Source organism: Methanosarcina acetivorans C2A, from assembly GCF_000007345.1.
GTDB lineage: Archaea > Halobacteriota > Methanosarcinia > Methanosarcinales > Methanosarcinaceae > Methanosarcina > Methanosarcina acetivorans.
The window spans coordinates 2,846,799-2,866,030 of sequence record NC_003552.1 but is presented as its reverse complement, the minus strand read 5'-3'; the positions used below and the strand labels follow the sequence as shown (position 1 = coordinate 2,866,030).

Sequence of the window (19,232 nt, the reverse complement as noted above, 5' to 3'; positions counted from 1 at the left end):
AATAGCTACCTTTTATCTATAAAGGTAGCTATTTTGCAGTGGAATTTTTTGTATCACATTTCTTCAGATGTTTCGTTTTTGATACAAAGAATATAGTGAATTCGACATCATTTCATGTTGACCCCGAAGTTGTGTTATTCGGTAAGACCTGGAATGCCATGAGACGACCATCGGTTCGCAATTCATATATAAGTCCGCCATACCCTGGCCATACCTCCATGCCCGGTACCATAGGGCCATAGAAATCGGAGGCTGCCAGTAACTTGCCTGTTGCAGCATCTCGCCACTGAACCTGTTCTTCATAGTTAGCTCCCACCGGTCCGATATCCCATTTAACCGGATTCGTTTCATCCGATGCAATGTTCGTCCCTACAAGGACACGCTTGTCAGGTGGACCTATGAGTATCATCCAGCTTAATGTCTTTTGGTCGGCACTCCAGGCAAGCGACATGTTACCAGTTTTCTGATCGAGATCGATACCAACAACTTTTCCTGCACCTGGATCCATTGCATATATCCGACTATTGGCCATATCAAATGAAGGCATCGAGGGGATGTAGCTTGTCTGTCCAGGCTGCAATGGCATAGGGTCTATCCTTTTCACTATGCTCGCGTTGGCCTGATTGATGGCTACAACGCTCAGTGAGACATTTGTGGGGCCTCCTCCATTGGTCATAAGAATAACCCAGTCACCCATGATACCAGCAGCTGATGCGGCTGTCTGACCTGGCAGAGGATATTCAACAGGTCCCCAGCTTGTGTCCAGAGTAAGATTCTTGCCATTCCACTCGTAACGGTACAGTTTGGTCTGACCTGCCAGGTAGGCATAGTCCTTGCCGTTGTAGTGAGAAGTGGTAATGCGGCCTCCAATCATCTGTTCAAGCTGCACCGTGTCAAGAACTGTCATTGTCTTGGGATCGACTACTACCGCAACCGAAGGAGGTGTCTCATTCAGGTTTGGGCAATCTACGAGGGCAAAAAAACCTTGTATATCGCAACCAGGTGGCCGAGCCAAATTCTTCATGACCAGAGTGCCATCACGCCAGCCGCTCAACCCGTTAAAGTAACTATCCCTCGGGGCGCTTGCTCCGGTTGGTATGGACAGAAATTCCTTGACTGCTCCCGTAGTGCCATCGATTTTATACAGTTTTGTATTTGTTATGACAAGGAGGTCCCCATCAAATGATTCTATCGAACCGGCTCCGCTCCATTCGCCGGTAGTATTTATGTTGATGAGCGTTGTACGCCAGAGCTCTTTGAGTGATCCTGGTTCGACACGGGAGACGTATGCACCCGATGGCATTGGATTAGCACCAGACGCTCCTCCGTATACATACATCTCATTCATTCCACGGGTCGCGATCATGGACCCAGAATAATAGATATCGGGAGATTGATATGCATACACGGTATTAGGACCTGTAAGCGATCCGGTGAATTGCGCACAACCATAACACTTTGAACGATTAGTGTCATGGTGTTCATAGCTAAGGAGTGTTGGATACCACGGAGAATTATTTTCTTTAGCTGCGCACTGTGCTTCCTGGAATGCAACTGTATAATTCCCCGGTAGTGGTCCGCTATCTTCTATCTGATTCGAATAGAGCATCTTATTATCAGTTGCATTGGGTGTGGTAGTACAACCGACAATCGGTATACCCACTATACAGAGACAAAATAATAATACGAGAACCTCGTTGTTCATATATTCACCACTATTCATTTATATATGGAGATAGAGTTTTCTCGTTTTTTCTCTACTGTAGGACTTATGTGATTGAATCGTTTTTTTGAAAAATTATACTAAAAATAATATAGTATATATATTATAAAACATATTCAATAAAAAATAAGTTCAAAAAAATAATATTTAAAGCCTTATGAGTTAGTAGATGCAGAACTCTAAGACCTAAATCTCACTTGCACAGAGGGGAAAATCCCGATTAAGGCTGGTAGTTGCAAGTCCCTTCATCGAGAGCATCATAAGTGTTTTGTAATTCGTCCTGAACAATTCGCGCAATTCCTTTAAAAGGTCGAAGTATAAGATCCTGTTCCAGAACCCTGACCCTGTAACTCCACCCCAATGGCAGCTTGAGCTTCTTGTCTAGCGTCTCGAGGCTCTCATACTTCAGGCTCTTGTCCACGAAGTCAGTGTAAGACTTCATGACCCAGGACGTACCTTCGGTGTCATCCAGAATGAAGACGGGCTTGTTTTTCTCAAAGAACCATGTTGATTTGCGCTCAATCGTCGCCGGGATGTAAGGCTGCCTTCCCGATATGGCGCCCGGTTGCAAGTTAGCATCCACCGTGCCTTCAAGCCGCTAAAGTCGCGCACTTTCGTTCCTGTGGGTATATCCACTGAGTCCAACAAAAAGTAACGGGGAGGGTTTAAGGACACACCCGGAACGTCATACTGTTTCTTCACCGCCTCGGTTGAGAAGTTAACCATAATAGAATCAGGACATGTGTCTTTAGGATTCTTCTCATTGTTCAGGCCGGTCGTGTTGTAAACGCCCGACCCTGCATCGCCACACATAAGAAATATTTCACAATAATGCAAGTTACGTAGATTATCGAAGTGCATAAGCTCGGCTGACTCACCATCCTTCATAATGAGATCGCAGCCCGACTCACCCTCTTCTTTTACAGTTAATCTCATTTACAGTTAATCTCATTTATTTTACCCCCCAATTTCTAGCTTTATTTTTTATGCTAGAATAAAACTAATCAGAAATAGATGGGGAAAGATATTATATAAATATTGCAATACTTATTCATATGAACCCAATACGTCCAAAACGTATTGCAGTAAGAAGGTTACATAATTCAGCTACAAGCATAAGCTTGATATACCAGCAGGTGGAAGGCCTCCGCTTCAGGGAGCGGAAGCAAATCAAATGCTGATCACATTGGTTTTTGTTCGTTTCAGTCTACTTTTACAATCGAAGGACATTTCCATTCCGCATTTACCACCTCGGGGTGTGGGATGTACATACGCAGAATGGTGAACCACGCTCCATTGCCAGTCGGCAGCCAGTTTGACTCCTTATCTGGATCAGGCGATTCGCTCTGGAGATAGAAAGTCGTCCCCCCATCCTCATTCTTCTTGACTCCGGGGCTACGGTTGCCAATAGAGTAGCGATTAATCTGATTAGGGATTAAATTATTATCGGTGCCATAGATTGTTACCGACCAGAAAGCATCCACAGGCGGCTCAAAATTCCCGGGAAATGTTAGCTCGTACCTGTGAGCGCTCGTCAGCGGCTCACCTGAATTGTCCGTGAGGTTGACCAGGTAGACTGCCTCTATAGGGTCGTTGGCAACAATTCCAGCCAGAGATTGATCTGCAGCGCGGAGCAGGAACTCATCCCCAAAGCGGCCTTCATTGGATGGAGGGTAACGCCAGCCGTTGACAAACTTTGCCCAGACTCCACTCATGAACTGCTGTCTGAGCAGCGGTATGCCAACTCCCAGCACGCGCTGTAGCGCCCTCTTCACCACCTCTGGCTGCTGCTCTATATCCAGGCCAGGCCCGATGCCGATTGTTGCGAACTGCTTGAGAAGTACTTCATGGTGGGCTGCAGGCGGGTTCTCAGCCAGCATGGCGTTAAGCGTCTTCCATGGCCCTAATGGGTCCTTGGACCCTGCAAGAGCAACGGCAGGCTTGTAGACGTCACGATTTTCGGGAAGTTTTACCTCGGGTTTGCCCCAGAGACTCAGGGGTGTCAGCCTGTACTGCGCCTGAAGAGCATGCACAGATGGCAGGTCATCGACACCATCCGCCAGAGTGCGGCCAAGGATTAATATCCACGGTGTCGGGGAAGACGGCGTTACGGCGGTTACATCCCCGGGGAGATCACCAAGCCAATCAGGACCAATAAGAGCATAATTGCCTGCCTTTGAGCCAACCCTCTTGCCTACATAGGCAAAGTTGTCTGAGGTAAAGGTGCTTAGTTCAAATGTCCAGTAGCGATCCGCCGGGATCTCAGGCACGGAGAGAATAACTGGCTCTTTGCTGAGATCTACCCAGGCAATTGAGTACAGTGTGTCGTTGTTCGGGCAGCCGCCGTCGCGGTATGTGGCATCTATGAGTTCAGTGGCATGCCAGAAATGGTTAACGGGCGCATAAGGAACACGCTTTGGATCCTGCGGAAGGTTTGTCCACTTATAGCGCGTGAGAGCATTGTAGACATACGGGAAACCGTATATGAACGCCTGCAGGCCCAGCGAGTATGCGTATTCCTCCTGCCAGTCGAAGATTACAGGAGCAGCCTGTAGCTCTGTCTGTGGCGCAGCGGCTGCCTTGACTGCCAAGTCGTTCGTACCCTCAACCACACCCAGACCTGCCCCGATGCGTTTCAGATCCTCGGCCGTGAGGACCTGGGCGCCTGCCTTTTCGATGCCGTCTTTGATCTTGTCGGCATATTGCGGGTCTACGAACAGACCAATAGCCACTGAGCCGGGATTTAGAGCATGACCCAGATGAGTCACCTGTACATTCAGCTCAGTCGGACTGCCTACCGGCTTACTAGCAACGGTGATTATGTCTTCTGCGATACGTTCAGCCAGCGCGGCTATATTCATTCTAGAAGTCGAACCGATATCAATGATGTTGATGTCGACTTTGCCCTTATCATCCTTAGCGAGAACCAGGATATTGCTGGCGTTTACCTTCTGAAGCTGGGGACCAAGACTCTTAATCTTCTCCATAGCAGCGTCTGAAGCTGCCTTGCTGGCGAAGATTCCTGCCACCAGTTGTCGCTTCTCGATTAGCGGCTTCACCGACTTTTCAGCGATTGTAGTCAGGCCTGCTGCAATACGCTCAGCCAGCGCGGCTATATCCCTTCCTGAAGTCGAAAAGATTCCAATGATGTTGATATTGGCTTTGTCCTTATCGTCTCCGGTTAGGATCAGGACGTTACTGGCATTCATCTTCTGGGGATGAAGTTCCTTGATCTTCTCCATAACGGCGTCGGTGACCTCTTTGCTGGCGAAGATGCTCGCTACCAGTTGCAGCTTCTCAGATAGAGACATATCAGCCTTTGTGTCAGCTTTTAAGACTTGAGTTTCTGGATATTCTACCATTCACATACCCCATATATTTCCCTAGTAATAATAATCCCTCACCACAAATATGTAGATGGCATTATTTAAAGCGAATCGAAAATTTAACATACTTGATCGAAATTTTGCAGGAGAAGTTATAAAACTACTTGTTTACCTCCAATTTCCCTAAGTTTGGCATTCAAACCAAATATTTTTCTGCCAGAACTTTAACAAGTCAAAAAAGAGAGAAAAGATAAAAGTAAAAGGTGAAAATAAAAGGTGAAAATAAAAGGTGAAAATAAAAGGTGAAGATAAAAAGTGAAGATGAAGAAGCAAGCAAGAAATAAAGCTCTTTTAAAACAAAGCCTTTTTAAAAGTCCCCGATAATCTGCAGCACGATTTTTCTTACCTTTTCAATCCTGTCAAAATTTATGTATACAATCTGCTGCCAGGTTCCAAGTGTCAATTCTTTTTCAATAAAAGGAACAGTAAGGCTCGGGCCGACGAGGAATGATCTTAAATGAGAGCCGCCGTTGTAATCGCCCCAGGTCTTGTGGTGATGATAGTCCTTATTCAGAGGGATCAGTTCTTCCAGCATTTCTGAAATGTCTTTTGAAAGGTTTGACTCGAATTCCATTGTGCTTATTGCTCCGGTTGACCCAATGCAGAAGACCGTAACTGTCCCGTTTCTTATTTTTGAATTTTTGACTTCCTCTGATACCATTTCAGTGATATCAACAATTCCGCAGTCTTCTTTTCCAGTAACTGTAATTACTCTTGTTTCTACAGGCATAAAACGATATTAGCAGGCCAGATTAATATATCCTTGCAATCCCTGAAAAGTAGTACCTGTAGACTAACTCATAAACCAGCCCATAGATCAGCCTATGGACCGACAACTCTCAAAAAAGCCATGAGATAATCTGGAAATCAACATCATCTAAATTTTCTTACCTTTTCAATTCGATCGAAGTTTATGTATAAGAACACATTAAAAAAGATTGGAGAAAAGCCCAAAAGAATTGTGTTTCCTTCCCATGTCCCCCGAACACAGGAACTAATATCTTCCAGGCAGTTCTTATTCGCATCATTAACGATTGCTCAATCGTTAGTACTCACCCATTTCTTTCCTAAATTCTATGAAATCTCTCTCAACTTCTTCTAGTTCGTGTTCCATTTCATACCCCCATTTTCGGTTATGATAAGACTTAAGCAGTTGAACTGAGATTATTTCTCTATCTCTTCCAGTTCAAATTATAGTAGTATTATAGTTACTTAAAATTAATTCTACAAAAAATTGTATTGTATCAAAACATCCCTTTGGATCAAAAATTTCAAAGCCGGCATCGGACCATGTATGAGCAGACTACTCGAAAGGAAAAAAATATAATTGTGAGCTTATCTCAAAACTTGATTTAAGCTCGGTGTTGCTGCTAAGATCGCAACTCTCAGGCATGATATTTCTTTAATTTCATGTCCTAGAAATACCTATTTTTCATGATTCTATCCAGCTAGAGAGTCTGTCTGCTCCGCTTTTCTTTTTGAATTCGTCCAAAAACGAATTAAAATCAGATGCTAAAGAAAAAATGGAAATGAATTGAATAGTTTTTTCAGAACTACACCAATTCAAAAACGCAGCAAAATAAAGTTAAAAACAAATCTTACATTGCGAACAATCGTCGCAACTTGTTGTTTCCGTATAGTCTCCACCTGTTATTTTGAACGTAGTATCAGAGATCCTGTATTCGTTTGTTTGCTTGCCGTCATCGATGGTTACGGAATCTTCTCCAAAGCGCAGTTTTATCGGCACTTTTTCATAGTCATCCGTCAGGCCCGGCTTCAGTTTCGGGAAGGTGACTCTCTTTTCACCGCTGCCTGTTTTGACTGAGATGATATCGAAAGTAGAAAGGGCGGTTAACCTGCCGTTTCGGTCAAAACCCAGGGAATTTGTATCAGCATCGATACCCAGTGCAGTTGCATCATACGCATTGATCAGACCGATAGGAGTTTCTACGGGAATCGGTTTTGCCGGTTCTACGGATTCTATTCTGCCGTCTTCATACATCTTGAACCCTGTTCGGATGGGAATTTTTCCTGCCGGGGTGTCTATTGTGATTCTTTCGGTAGGCCACAGGATCAGGCTTCTGACTTTTCCGTCCGGATAAAAACGCAGACCAATTATTTTTGTACTGAAACTCCCGAACGGGAAGGTAAAATCATATTTCTGTGCCAGGACACCCTCCTCTTCTTCCGACCAAAAACCGCTTATCTGCCCGTTTAAGGGGAACAGACTATTGAGAGAGCCGCTTTCAAAAAAAGTGACCAGTTCTGCAGGGAATGTGCCTATTGATGTGTTTATTTCAGTTTGCTGCTCCAGAGAAACGTTTTTGATTTTCCCGCTTTTGTAGAAAGACATAGCTTTTAGCTGCTTTCGCCTTATCCCGGGGTCGCCGTACTGCGGGACAAGGTCACCGTATTTTGTGCGGATCAAATTATACTCATTAAGCTTGCACTCATGCAGTTCACCATTATCATAAGTGGTAAAGCTCGTTATCCCTTTGAGTCCGCTTGTTTCAACAGTAAACATCATGTATCTCCCTTACTGAAAACTGAGTCCAGTCCTTTTCTTTAACTCGTATACTGAAAGCAACACTGAATATTAATAAATTTAATTGCATATTAATATTCTACATATTCTACCATAAATTGTACAATAAGTAAATATGAGATTCTTCGAATAACAGGCACAAACAAATGAAAAATCCCGGAAACATTTTCATGCTAAACTCTGCCGTGCCCTATGCTAAAGATCCTTTCCCTGGCTTACATTAAACTCCATGTATATTGAAATTAAATCTGCCGCGATATCTCTCGTTTTTAAGCTTATGTTTTTTTAAACTTTTTTTATGAAGATATATGCGGATCGTTTTGCCGGTGTAACTACTGCATTAACTTGAATTCGCATTCAATTGACACCTTTGAATAACTCTAAGGTCTGCTTTGGATTTCAGGATCAAATGGAACAGGAATTCTGAACCCATTGAAGGTACTCCTTTATGGGAGGAAAGAAGATTTTATTCATTTTGATACCACTTTAGCTTCCAGGTGATGTACCAGAAATTCAAACTATTTAAAGGAGATCCGCGAAACCGAACGCAAGGGATTTCATTAAAAATATTTTTTACAAATTTTTACTTTTTTTTCAGTTGTGAGAGGGTTTGAGTTTTCAGAAATCTATTTCAGGTAGACGTCGCAATAAGTAAAATAGATATATCAATAGATCGATAACTTATTAATTAAATTAAATCAGTCCACAAAATCACACTGAATCTTGTGTCCAGATTTATAAATTTGTGGAAATATACAATGGATCAGTTGATTAAATCGGGACTCAGGGAGGAAAATTGATGACCAGAAAAACAGATGAAGTTGTCTGTCCAAACCCAGAATGTAAATATTATCTCAAGGAGGAAGGAAAAGCCATAATAAAACGTGGCAAATATAGGACCGGCCACCAGAGATACTATTGCAAGCATTGCGAAAAATTTTTCATGGATACGATTGGTACAGCTGTTTACCGCAAACATCTGCCAAGTGATAAAATCGCGCTGATATATCGGCTTTTCCTTGAAAAAAATGGGATACGAAGTATTGAGAGGATAACCGGGCACCACAGGGATACCGTAAGTAATCTGCTAAAAGATACGGTAAAAAATGAAAAAACAGAAGAGTATCTGGTCAATCAGATAGGGCTTACAGATGTTGAATGTGAAAAGTTATGGGTGCTTTTAGAAAAGAAAAAAAATGCTTCCCGAAAGTCACTTCGAAGCGGGTAACAGTACCTCAAAGTGAATCGACGCTCTCTTCACTGATATACCTGAATATTATATGTGAATACTTATGTGAAGCAATTTATCCCGGGCAGATATTCTCAGAAGACCCCATTAAAATGATGTAAAGAATAAGTACAAATCCGGGGATCAATAATTCAAGGATCGAGGTTCAAGGTCAATAGTGTAAAAACAAGTATCTTATACAATAACACAACTTTAGCATCCTTACAGGGCTAAAATCTGTTGGAAATCTATTGGAAATCTATTGGAAATCTATTGGAAATCTGATACTCACTTTTTTTGGATCTCTTCACCAGTCTTAATGAAAAAATCTCATAGTTTAATCCAGCCAAAAATCCTTTTACATACTTTAATTTTAAAATTTTTCCGATTAAGCCACAAAGATTTGTCAAAGTAGCAAGTATTTTATATGCGGGCACACATCAATTATAGAACTTACGCACTTTGAAAAATCAAAAAATACCTGAAAACCGGATACAGAGAGTCTTCTGCAAGGGCTAACGGCTCGGTTCGGCTAAAGTGGAAAAACAGTCTTTCCATGCCGGTCAGGCAGGTTAGGGTGCCATTTCCGCTGCCGCCTGCAGCTGCAAAAGGCCTGGAACAGCCTGCCAATCAGATAAAAAGCCTTTACACAGCGACAATACAATTAAAGAGGCAAATATTGAAGTAAATAACCCCAGAACCGAGAGAATGCTTTTTCTCATCCGGGAGACGGTTTTCAATTCACAGGGAAACATAAACGCCACCGTCAGCTTGTCTGCAAGATTGCCCTCCTGCGTTTAAAACTCTCCTGCCTGAAGTTCTCCAATATACATCTCATAGAGGGTTGTTGAATTGCCCGAAATACGTGCGCTATAATAGTCTGCAGCAATCGAAGCCTGTTGTTCGCGGTTATAGTCACAGAAATGAGGCTTTTCCCCTGGAGTGTATCCATATCCTTCTGTTGCCTGGGCATAAAATGCTTCGATCAGATATTTAGAACCGATATGTTCCATCTGTGAAACGTGGGCTAATTCATGAATAAGCCACTTCATGTCCGAATTGACTGCAGCAGTTTTAATCTTTTTATTGAAATTGATTGTATGAAAAGTGGCAACCCCCATACCCGAACTATTTTTTATCTTTGCCCCGGTCCAGGCAATTAGAGAATGTTCATCGATGCGCACCTGCCGGTAATTGATGCTGTCTCCAAATACGATTCGGGCTTCCTGCTCCTCAAGTGTAGTTAACTTTCTTGTGCCGGGTTTTATTGTCTGCCAGAAGAGGTCCATAAGCTTCGGAAGAAAGCAGATGTCAAGCATTTTTGCGAGAATCCTGCCTGTCCGGAGAGCAAAGGAAAGCAAGCCGTTCAGTATCCATTTAGAAAATCCGATATTTTTGAGTTAATAACCCCCCTTTTTAAATCATATTGACCGGATATTCAAAGAACTTTCTCTTCGTTCCGTGAATTACCTCGATTTTTGAAAGTTCTTTGTCTATCAGTCCCTTTTCTGAGAAAGCCATATGAAACATGCAGTTATACATTGAATAGGAGAAATTAAACTCTGTAAAGGGGAAATCAAACTCTGTAATTTAGTCAGAGGGTTAAACATGATATTTGAGCGGATTAAGTCTGAGGGGCTGGCTCATCTTTCCTACCTCATCGGTTCGGGAGATGAAGCCATTGTTATCGATCCTCGAAGGGACTGTCAGGTTTATTTCGATCTTGCCAGAAGCAAGGGAATGAAAATAAAATACATCTTTGAGACCCATCGGAACGAAGACTATATAATAGGCTCTCTTGAACTGGAAAAACTCACGGATGCAGGGATTTATCACGGTTCTGGAGTAGATTTCAAATACGGAAACATTCTAAAAAAAGATAGGCAAGAATTCATTTTTGGGGCATTGAAACTGACCGCTTTGCATACTCCTGGACATACCGACGAAAGCATGTCCTATGTTCTCACAGATCCTGATGCCGGCAAAGAACCGATAATGGTTTTTACAGGCGATGCTCTGTTTGTTGGAGATGTGGGAAGGACCGATCTTTATGGCCCGGAAGAAGTTCCCAGGCTGGCAGCAAACCTTTACGATAGCATTTTTAACAAAATACTCCCACTTGGAGACGGAGTAATACTCTGCCCTGCACATGGAGCGGGTTCACTTTGCGGAGGCGCGATCTCCAATAGGGAATATAGTACACTGGGGCTGGAAAAAGTCCAGAACCCTGTTTTAAAGAAGACTGAAAAAGAAGAGTTTGTAAAGTTCAAGCTTGAAGAAAAGCTTGAATTTCCGCCATACTTTAAGAAAATGGAGCAGTATAATCTGCAGGGCCCTCCTCTCTTGCAGAGCCTGCCAATTCCGAAGCTGCTTTCTCCGGATGAGTTTAAAGCCGAGATGGAGAAAGGAGCAGTGGTTGTAGATACCCGAATGCCCCACTCGTTTGGCGGGGCGCTTATTAAGGGTTCTTACAGCATCTGGCTGGAAGGCCTGCCCTCTTTTGCCGGCTGGATGCTCCCCTATGATAAACCCATACTTCTTGTATTGGAGGAAAAAGAGCAGCTGGAAACTGCTGTCAGGTACCTGGTCCGACTGGGTTACGACAATATGAGAGGTTTTCTGAACGGCGGAATTGCAGCCTGGTATATGGAAGCCCTGCAAATTGACGGTTTTAATCTCCTGTCCGTCCATGACCTGAAATCCAAACTTGAAAAAGACGAGGAAATTGTAATTCTGGATGTAAGGAGCAACGAGGAGTGGGAAGAAGGACACATAGAAGGAGCCAGACACATATATGTAGGACATGTGGAAGAGAACCTGGACGAAATTCCAAAAGATTGTCCGATAGTTGTCTATTGCGGCAGTGCCCGGCGTTCCAATATAGCGGCTTCGGTTTTGAAAAAGCACGGTTACAGGAAAATATACAATGTCCTTGGAAGCATGGTTGCGTGGAAGAACGCAGGGTATGAAGTCGTAAAATAAGGAAATGCTCTTTTCATTCCTATTTTCGTTTTTGGTTGAGGAGTAATGAGAATCTTTTGTTTTTTCCGGGGCAATTTGAGTAGAAAATCCATCATATTTCACAGCCTTCACGCCATCTGAACCCGTCCGTGTGCGGCAAATGGAAACAGAAACACTAGCTATACCCGGGATTTGAGTCAGGACTCTCTACTTAGAGCATCTGCCCGGAGAAGTTTTCAGATAAAGAGTTTAGAAATCTTTATATCTCCTCTCTATTTTTTTATTAACCATGATATTGCACGTTCCTCACATTCTTCTTCCAGAGGCTAACTGGAAAGAATGGGCAGTGATTGCCTGTGACCAGCATACTCAGGATATGGAGTACTGGACAAGAGTAGAAGAATTTGTTGGAGATACCCCTTCCACTCTCAATTTGATTTATCCTGAAATCTATCTCCCTTTAGATGAAAATAGAGTAAATAAGATTCATGAAGCGATGCGCAATTACAGGACTTTTCTTGTTGATCACGGTCCCTGCTTTATTCTTGTAAAGCGTGCTGTCCCGGGGAGCGAAAGGACAGGGCTTGTTGTCGCAATCGATCTGGAAGGATATGAGTATGACGGATCCGAATCCTTCGTCAGGCCAACTGAAAAAACAATCAAAGAAAGGCTTCCTGCAAGGGTTCTGATAAGAGAAAATGCCGAACTCGAACTTACACACGTCCTTGTTTTATATGATGACCCGGACTTTTCCGTTCTTCCCGGAAGTACAGCTAATCCGGTTTATGAGGAAAATAAAGTTTATGATTTTGACCTGATGGAAGATGGCGGTCATATCAGAGGCTTTAAGATCAGCGACAAAAAGACAATTGAGAGGATTTCCGAGAGAATTCAGGCGCTTGGAACTCTCCTTGTCGGGGACGGAAACCACAGCCTTGCTGCAGCAAAGAGTTTCTGGGAGAAAATTAAGGGAACGGTACCGGATAACTACCCGGCCAGATATGCCCTTGTCGAGCTTGTAAACCTCCATGACCCGGGACTTACCTTTGAGCCTATTCACAGGCTTGTACGAGGGGTCGATCCTGAAGAACTGCTACAAAAGTTCAATGCAAGGATTGTAGAATCTTCAGCCCGGGATTCAATCTGGCCTTCAGATACTAACCACTCAATTGGCTTTATAACAAAAGATAGGCGGGGCTTTCTGATATTTGATAACCCGAAACACGACCTGGAGGTCGAGACTCTTGACGAGGTTATTGACGCTTATCCTGTCGAATATGAACACGACCCAGAGGTAGTTGAGAAACTCGGTAAAGAGCCCGAAAGTGTTGGCTTTTTCCTCCCGGCCTTAAAGAGAAGCGAATTCTTTGCTCTCATAAAAAAGAAGGGAATTCTCCCGAGAAAATCCTTTTCCCTTGGAAAGGAAAACGAGAAAAGGTACTATATTGAAGCCAGAAGGATTACGCAGTAATTCTTCCGGCAGCTTTTTCATCCATTTTTCTCTTTTTTCAGTCACTTGCGAAGTTCAACTGCTCTTAAGAAATGTCCGAACTGCGGAACAAAGTATCCATTGTTACCAGGTTCTGCGGAGAACGCGGAATAATGTAAAAGTGATATCTCTTAATTCGAAGAATAGTTTTGAAATTAGAGAAACATATCTACGAAAATTGACTGATTTTTCAATTTTTTCTTGCTAACTAATTTACCCGGATCTGGCTTACAAAGGCAAACAGTTACAAATTGTTTTCTATTAAAATCCGCGGACATTTGAAAAATTATCAGCATTAAAAACTATCAGAGCGTGATACTGTCAGAGTCCAGTATAGTCAAAGTCCGGTATTGTTAAGCTATATAATCAGGGGTGAATAACTTTTTTTTACTGACATTGAACAGGGATTAATTATTTTTTATGTTAATACCGTAAATTTATTCCAAAAAAGGAATAAAAATGAACAAAAATATTCCAGCTTATTTAAAAGTCATTTAATTCGACTGTTAAATTATAAATACCTCTAATCTAAATATAAATTTAGTGGTTAAACAACCAGAGGGGGAATAAAATATACCAGATTTGATTGGACTTGCAATAGTATTTTTAATCCTGGCGCTGATTGCATATATTTTTGGTGCAAGGGGGATTGCTGGCTTATCCATGAATATCGCAAAGTGGCTTGTTATAATCTTTATTGTACTTGCGATAATTTCGCTATTCTTGTGACGGCATCCCATATCGCTGCAGAGTTAAGATAATTTACGGGAACGGCTTTAAGCTCTTCCCGGCTGTCAACTAAGAGATGGACATAAACGGTTTTGTGTCCACCTTTCTTTTTTATCATCAGAATGGGAGATGAAGAAATTAAATCGTAGCTTTACTTAGTCTAAAAAGCCTGAAAATACTGTATGAATAAATTAACTTTTATGACTGCACAGAAGCGGGCATGCAACTGAAAAAAACATTGAAAACCCTGTAATCGACTTCAAGGTTGAAAAGCCTGGATGCAGGAAAAAGGAATAGGCAGTCCTTCCATAGCCCTGAACAGGTTCGACGATGAAGCCTGGGAACAGCTACCAATTAAATTATTAGGAGACGATGATGAATTTATGTATTTCACATCCGAAACTCCAGTTTTTTCCTTCTTTGCAATGCCCGGCAATGTGAGTAGCTCTGCCTAAAATGTAATCGAACTGGGCGGACCGGAAACACATTCGGTGAACCTTCAGGATGCGGAGGGCGCAGGCACGGCGGCTGAACGGATTTCCGGGCAGGGAAAAAGTACAGGCGGAAATGGCTCTACAATTCTCTCTAAAATGGCCAACCTGCTTGGAAAATGAATTAAGTCCGCATTGGCCTGGAAGAATGATAATGGCCTAAAGAATAGCTGATAGCCTGAAAGAATGGTGACGACTAAGAAATGGCTGATAACCTGAAAGAATGGCTGAAACTTTCTTCCAGCTTTTACATTTTCGGGCATTTTCCTGCCTGAAAATCCTTTTTTGCACTCTTTTTTATATTAGCTGAGAAAGGAAATACTGTCTGGTAAATTTTAGTATAAGGTTAAAAGAATAATTATAATGATAAATTATGATATTTTTACGGTTTTACTGCTCAAATTTACCCTCAAAAAGAAGCCTCTTTCATCCGTATGTAAATTGAAAGAGCTACAAAAAAATGCCTCTTGTATACGAAAGCTCCTTACATAACGAACAAGTTTAGAGATGTCCGAAAAAGGCAAATCTGATTTTCTGGTTTTGAACCAGGGTTTTTGTGGCTTATTTCCATAAACAAGACCATGATATTGCTCCAAAATACATCTTAAAATCCCGGGCTTATACCTTTAGAACCAGCCCTCTGCCAGACCTTTCGAGAAGGACATTATAAATGAGTTTTTCTTCAGGCAGCAGTTTAACCCGATAATGATAATTAAACAATCAACCCAAAACGTTTATATATTTAGTCAAGAAGGTACACCTAATAAAATTTGGAGAAACATTCAATGAAATTTAATGAGTTGAGATTTCTCCGGTTTTAAGAAAAAATATATCAAAATTATAAAAAATATCCTGCTGCCTTTCATAAGCCATTCGCCATCTAACAGATTGCGAATGCCTTGTTGGAAATGCATTGTTCAGAATGCCTTGTTCCGATGATTTGAGAATTTCCTGAACAACCATTGTGCGAAAATATGCAGCAGTCCTCAAAAACCCAACCCTAAAAGATTCGGAATCGGCAGAGAATCTGACAGAACCCTATAGAATCTTGTCAGAATCCTACCATAAATTTGGTTCAGAGTCAAAAACCATCCCGGTTTACTTTAACAAATCGGGACCCTATCACGATCCAGCCTACGGGACAGTACCCGAGAAAAATCCAACCCACAATTCCCCGGGTACTGCCAGAAAGTCCAGCTTCCACCGGGTACTCAGACACTCATTCCCTGCAAAATTCAAAGGGGAACACAAACCTCGATTCGATCATACCCTACCTGGACTTCATCCCCGGATACAATCGAAGACCAAAATCAATCCAACTCAGAAGGTCGTAGAAACCCATGTCGATTGTTAAAGAGAAAACCTATTTAGACCCTGTCTCGAAAATTCAGCGTAGAACAGGCGGACAGGGAATCAAGCAAAAAGACAGACACCACGGCGTGTTTAGGATTTGCAGCTGTTTAAAGGAGTTTAAAACAGCAAACTTTGAAACCCTGATCCCTGAAATGAAACTTTCCATCCAGTCCAAACCTTCGGTCACCAAACCTCCGATCCAACCCAATACGTATCTTCCTATCAATAATCTCCCTGCTGTTCATCTCACTCCGCCAAATCTCAACTCCATATCCTGGAAGAAATCCTGGAAGACATGCAGGGTTGAAGAATCGGGCTTTAATTTCCTGCAGCCTGCAGAAAGAAGCCCTTTTTACTTAGTTCGGTCGACCGAAAGTCCTTCAATCGTAACTGGCAGGGCAACAGCTCTCTGTGCTTTCCCAAAAGCCCCCGAAGTTAGATATTAAGGGACGGGAATTCTCATGTCAGTTAACGAATCAGTCAACCGGATAGTGGCAGGTTCCGGAGTTATCCTGACAGGCACACTTATTGGAATGCTGCTTGACATCATAATTAAAGGAGTGCTCACTTCATATCTCTCACCAGCGGATTTCGGCACCTATTCTCTTGCCCTTACAGTGATCTCCATCACAGGCGCCGTGGCAACGCTTGGACTCCATGAAGGGGTGCCAAGGTACATTGCCTACTTCAGAGGCAGGCAAGAGGAGCACAATATTCCCGAATTGATTATCTCGGCTATATTGATGGGACTTATTGCCGGGATGCTTGCCATGCTGGTCTCACCCCTACTGTTCGAACGGCTGGCCGGAGAAGGGTTTGACATACAGGGCAAAATCTTATCCGTTGTCAGGATAATGATTTTTGCTATCCCGTTCACCATACTCCTGAACCTATCAGTGGCGATCTACAGAGGCTTTGACCGCACAAGTGTCAACATGTACTTCTATAACATCGTAAGGCCGGTATCCCTGCTCGGGTTTGCTTCAGCTGCCGTGTTCCTCGGGGTATCTCTGAAAGGAGTCGTGCTTGCAGACCTGCTTTCAATGGTCTTTACCTTCGGCGTGATGTCAGTTTACTTCATAAAGAGGCCTCCGATCAAGCCGGAATGGAAACTCAAATTCAGCGAGCCCACAAAAAAGCTGATCCGGTACTCATTTCCTCTGTTAATAAGCGCGACCCTGCTCAACCTAATGACCTGGACCGACACCATAATGCTCGGTTATTTCAAATCCGCCGAAGTCGTTGGAGTTTACAGTGCAGTATATCCTCTTGTCGGATTTCTGACCCTGATAATCAGCTCCATGGGCTTCGTTTACATCCCCGTAACCTCAAAGCTCTGGGGAGAAAACCGGACCGAGCCCCTTGGTTCGATTTACGCGATAATGACGAAGTGGTGCTTCCTGCTCACTTTCCCGGTCTTTGCCCTGATGTTCGCATATCCGGATTTTATCCTGACAAAAATCTATGGAGCAGACTATGCAGGCGGGGCCACAGTCCTGCGCATCCTTGCCCTGGGGTTTGTGACAAACTCGTATTTCGGGTTTAACTACCACACCATAATGGCATCCGGAGACTCCGATTTCCTGATGAAGTGTTCGGTTGCAAGTGCCGGGATCAATGCCGTACTTAACTTCATACTCATACCCCAGTACGGGATGATAGGGGCAGCAGCAGCATCTTCCGTATCCTTTTCATCCATAGAGGTCTTAATGACCCTGAGAGCCTGGAGGTCGCAGCACATGCACCCGTTTACTCCGATGTACAGAAGGTTAACCCTTATAGGGACCTTACTGGTTGTGGGTATGCTTGCAGCAAGAGAAATGCTTCCGCTGTCAGGGGCAAGCTGGGAATATGCAGCCTTTATGGTTGTGTACTTCGCTGCCATTCGGTATGCAAAAGTACTCGATGAGACTGAAATGGATATGGTAAACGGCATCAAAAAAACAATTGTGCAGAATATGAGTACGCTTCTCTCGCAGGCCCTCAAAACTCCTGGTCTTAAACTGTAAGTCTTAAACTATAAGTCTTAAAATGTAAAGAAGAGCTTTTCCCGAAGTTTCAAGAGAACCGGCTATCTCTTCTTTTCTTTATTTTGAACTTATTAATTTTTTTGCCACGAAAGCTTAGTTTATGTTATTTGTTAACGTACTACAAATTATCAAGGATTACGAATTGATCCATTGATCCACCCGGAGATAAAAAATGCTTGGAATTAATGATCCCAGATCTGGATTGCATATATCCTGTGTTTTTGTTAGCGCTTTCGGATGCATTGTCTATGGCATACTGAAATGGAACGTCGGGGCTAAAGAAGAGGTCTGAAATAATGGTTATAAGCCCTCATGTCATCAGAATGGTGTCTCTGGTCTATTTGATGGTTATATCTTCCGTGGGATGGGCGGGATACAAAAAACGAAAGACATAGACGACTATATGATTAGCCGGCAAAACGATTTCCATAACAAAGCTGGGAATTGGAGTAACAATCCTTACAAGCGTGATTCTTGCCTATATCCTCCTAATAAGTATCATCGCAAGTACCACAGCGATTTTCTTCGGACTGTGCGCCGGAGGAATTAAAAGTTTCTATGGGCAGAATTTACAGATATTCAGCCCAGAAAACTATTTTTGAGAGTTTTTCAGGCAATGTTTTCAGGCAATTTATTTCAGGCAATGTCTCCTTGCTTTTCTCCGAAACTTTCTAGCTTCTACACAAACTACCCCCGTTCTTTTACTTTGATCTCAGAGAAAAAAACTTCAGGAAACCTTACAGCAGTCCGGATTAAAAAATCAATAGTAAAATAATAAAACAGTTGCTTTCAAAGTCAAATCTGTCGAAAAATCAAAAAAGATATATGTAGTGAGAGAGTATATATCAGTAGTAAAAAATTTACAAAATTATCAGGTAGAAAAATAAGAGAGTAAAGAAGAGTGGGGACTCATGATAGGAAATGTTTTTCATAGAAATAGAAGAAAAAAAGTGAGGCGTGTAACCTGTATGAGGGTAATACGTATCTCAAGAAGACACTCTTTTCCGGAAATGAGCCCGAAAAGACCGTCTTTGGAGAGAAAAAAGGCAGCATTTACTGAAAATAACACTTCTGAAACCGAGACCTGCCAAAATAAAAATTATGATTCTGTAATGCATCAACCTGTAAACTTTTATTTACCTCTATTAATAAGAATAAAGGCGACTGATAGAGAAGGAAACTCAATTGAAGTCACATATTGATCGAAGAAAAGCCAAACCGATGCCGTGAAGCGAAAGAAAGGTAAAATCGGAACTTCATGGGTTTTCATCTATTTTCCTGTTTTTATAGAACTTAG

At 42.5% G+C, this 19,232-nt stretch carries 17 protein-coding genes; 9 read left to right on the top strand and 8 right to left on the bottom strand.

The genetic code is table 11. From position 1 onward, the window contains the following. Positions 1–112: 112 nt before the first annotated feature. The 5 genes from MA_RS12075 to MA_RS12055 all read right to left on the bottom strand — a co-directional run bounded on the left by MA_RS12075 (position 113) and on the right by MA_RS12055 (position 7,633). The gene (locus MA_RS12075) at positions 113–1,366 is read right to left on the bottom strand and encodes a hypothetical protein (RefSeq protein WP_157860205.1); all 1,254 of its coding nucleotides are present in this window, start codon (positions 1,364–1,366) and stop codon (positions 113–115) included. Positions 1,367–1,943: 577 nt separating this feature from the next. Next, the gene (locus tag MA_RS12070) at positions 1,944–2,294 is read right to left on the bottom strand and encodes a hypothetical protein (protein WP_157860204.1); all 351 of its coding nucleotides are present in this window, start codon (positions 2,292–2,294) and stop codon (positions 1,944–1,946) included. A gap of 631 nt (positions 2,295–2,925) precedes the next feature. Beyond that, on the bottom strand, positions 2,926–5,085 hold the full coding sequence (locus MA_RS12065; RefSeq protein WP_011022302.1) for a DUF1254 domain-containing protein: 2,160 nt from the start codon (positions 5,083–5,085) through the stop codon (positions 2,926–2,928). A 331-nt stretch (positions 5,086–5,416) separates the two neighbouring features. Then, positions 5,417–5,839: a secondary thiamine-phosphate synthase enzyme YjbQ gene (locus MA_RS12060; protein ID WP_011022301.1), complete on the bottom strand. Its 423-nt coding sequence runs from the start codon at positions 5,837–5,839 to the stop codon at positions 5,417–5,419. A gap of 855 nt (positions 5,840–6,694) precedes the next feature. Then, positions 6,695–7,633: a hypothetical protein gene (locus MA_RS12055; RefSeq protein ID WP_048065367.1), complete on the bottom strand. Its 939-nt coding sequence runs from the start codon at positions 7,631–7,633 to the stop codon at positions 6,695–6,697. A gap of 820 nt (positions 7,634–8,453) precedes the next feature. On the opposite strand from MA_RS12055, the gene MA_RS12050 reads away from it, so the two are divergent. Next, positions 8,454–8,882 carry an IS1/IS1595 family N-terminal zinc-binding domain-containing protein gene (locus tag MA_RS12050; protein WP_048065366.1) on the top strand — a complete coding sequence of 143 codons (429 nt, stop codon included), beginning with the start codon at positions 8,454–8,456 and terminating at the stop codon, positions 8,880–8,882. Between the two features lie 453 nt (positions 8,883–9,335). Here the strand turns inward: MA_RS12050 and MA_RS28615 are convergent, their stop codons facing one another. Both MA_RS28615 and MA_RS12045 read right to left on the bottom strand, forming a co-directional pair. Then, complete coding sequence (locus MA_RS28615; RefSeq protein WP_226990839.1) at positions 9,336–9,512, bottom strand: hypothetical protein; 177 nt, start codon at positions 9,510–9,512, stop codon at positions 9,336–9,338. A 167-nt stretch (positions 9,513–9,679) separates the two neighbouring features. Continuing rightward, positions 9,680–10,243 carry a hypothetical protein gene (locus tag MA_RS12045; protein ID WP_011022298.1) on the bottom strand — a complete coding sequence of 188 codons (564 nt, stop codon included), beginning with the start codon at positions 10,241–10,243 and terminating at the stop codon, positions 9,680–9,682. 247 nt (positions 10,244–10,490) lie between these two features. Here MA_RS12045 and MA_RS12040 point away from each other — a divergent pair, with 247 nt between their 5' ends. From MA_RS12040 to MA_RS29420, 5 genes are all read left to right on the top strand, one after another. Next, positions 10,491–11,864 carry a rhodanese-like domain-containing protein gene (locus MA_RS12040; protein ID WP_011022297.1) on the top strand — a complete coding sequence of 458 codons (1,374 nt, stop codon included), beginning with the start codon at positions 10,491–10,493 and terminating at the stop codon, positions 11,862–11,864. Positions 11,865–12,132: 268 nt separating this feature from the next. Continuing rightward, the gene (locus MA_RS12035) at positions 12,133–13,314 is read left to right on the top strand and encodes a DUF1015 domain-containing protein (protein ID WP_011022296.1); all 1,182 of its coding nucleotides are present in this window, start codon (positions 12,133–12,135) and stop codon (positions 13,312–13,314) included. Between the two features lie 600 nt (positions 13,315–13,914). Continuing rightward, positions 13,915–14,061: a DUF1328 domain-containing protein gene (locus MA_RS25510; RefSeq protein WP_226990838.1), complete on the top strand. Its 147-nt coding sequence runs from the start codon at positions 13,915–13,917 to the stop codon at positions 14,059–14,061. Between the two features lie 278 nt (positions 14,062–14,339). Further along, positions 14,340–14,516: a PGF-pre-PGF domain-containing protein gene (locus MA_RS25505; protein ID WP_083755919.1), complete on the top strand. Its 177-nt coding sequence runs from the start codon at positions 14,340–14,342 to the stop codon at positions 14,514–14,516. A gap of 36 nt (positions 14,517–14,552) precedes the next feature. Continuing rightward, positions 14,553–14,675, top strand: a complete 123-nt coding sequence (locus tag MA_RS29420; RefSeq protein ID WP_281085486.1) for a hypothetical protein — start codon at positions 14,553–14,555, stop codon at positions 14,673–14,675. A 958-nt stretch (positions 14,676–15,633) separates the two neighbouring features. Here the strand turns inward: MA_RS29420 and MA_RS26980 are convergent. Beyond that, the gene (locus tag MA_RS26980; RefSeq protein WP_157860202.1) at positions 15,634–15,771 is read right to left on the bottom strand and encodes a hypothetical protein; all 138 of its coding nucleotides are present in this window, start codon (positions 15,769–15,771) and stop codon (positions 15,634–15,636) included. Between the two features lie 121 nt (positions 15,772–15,892). On the opposite strand from MA_RS26980, the gene MA_RS12025 reads away from it, so the two are divergent. The 3 genes from MA_RS12025 (at position 15,893) to MA_RS26975 (ending at position 19,137) form a co-directional block, all read left to right on the top strand. Continuing rightward, positions 15,893–16,351, top strand: a complete 459-nt coding sequence (locus tag MA_RS12025; RefSeq protein ID WP_011022293.1) for a hypothetical protein — start codon at positions 15,893–15,895, stop codon at positions 16,349–16,351. Positions 16,352–16,366: 15 nt separating this feature from the next. Further along, complete coding sequence (locus tag MA_RS12020) at positions 16,367–17,914, top strand: oligosaccharide flippase family protein (RefSeq protein WP_011022292.1); 1,548 nt, start codon at positions 16,367–16,369, stop codon at positions 17,912–17,914. 932 nt (positions 17,915–18,846) lie between these two features. Further along, positions 18,847–19,137 (top strand): hypothetical protein, encoded by a 291-nt coding sequence (locus MA_RS26975; RefSeq protein ID WP_011022291.1) that lies wholly within the window; start codon positions 18,847–18,849, stop codon positions 19,135–19,137. Positions 19,138–19,232 lie beyond the last annotated feature (95 nt).

Excerpts from the sequence above, each read along its gene's own strand:
- MA_RS12050 (WP_048065366.1), top strand. The coding sequence starts at position 8,454 with ATGACCAGAAAAACAGATGAAGTTGTCTGTCCAAACCCAGAATGTAAA.
- MA_RS12055 (WP_048065367.1), bottom strand. The coding sequence starts at position 7,633 with ATGTTTACTGTTGAAACAAGCGGACTCAAAGGGATAACGAGCTTTACC.
- MA_RS12065 (WP_011022302.1), bottom strand. The coding sequence starts at position 5,085 with ATGGTAGAATATCCAGAAACTCAAGTCTTAAAAGCTGACACAAAGGCT.
- MA_RS12060 (WP_011022301.1), bottom strand. The coding sequence starts at position 5,839 with ATGCCTGTAGAAACAAGAGTAATTACAGTTACTGGAAAAGAAGACTGC.
- MA_RS12025 (WP_011022293.1), top strand. The coding sequence starts at position 15,893 with ATGTCGATTGTTAAAGAGAAAACCTATTTAGACCCTGTCTCGAAAATT.
- MA_RS26975 (WP_011022291.1), top strand. The coding sequence starts at position 18,847 with ATGATAGGAAATGTTTTTCATAGAAATAGAAGAAAAAAAGTGAGGCGT.
- MA_RS12075 (WP_157860205.1), bottom strand. The coding sequence starts at position 1,366 with ATGATCGCGACCCGTGGAATGAATGAGATGTATGTATACGGAGGAGCG.
- MA_RS25505 (WP_083755919.1), top strand. The coding sequence starts at position 14,340 with ATGCAGGAAAAAGGAATAGGCAGTCCTTCCATAGCCCTGAACAGGTTC.
- MA_RS12035 (WP_011022296.1), top strand. The coding sequence starts at position 12,133 with ATGATATTGCACGTTCCTCACATTCTTCTTCCAGAGGCTAACTGGAAA.
- MA_RS12040 (WP_011022297.1), top strand. The coding sequence starts at position 10,491 with ATGATATTTGAGCGGATTAAGTCTGAGGGGCTGGCTCATCTTTCCTAC.
- MA_RS12020 (WP_011022292.1), top strand. The coding sequence starts at position 16,367 with ATGTCAGTTAACGAATCAGTCAACCGGATAGTGGCAGGTTCCGGAGTT.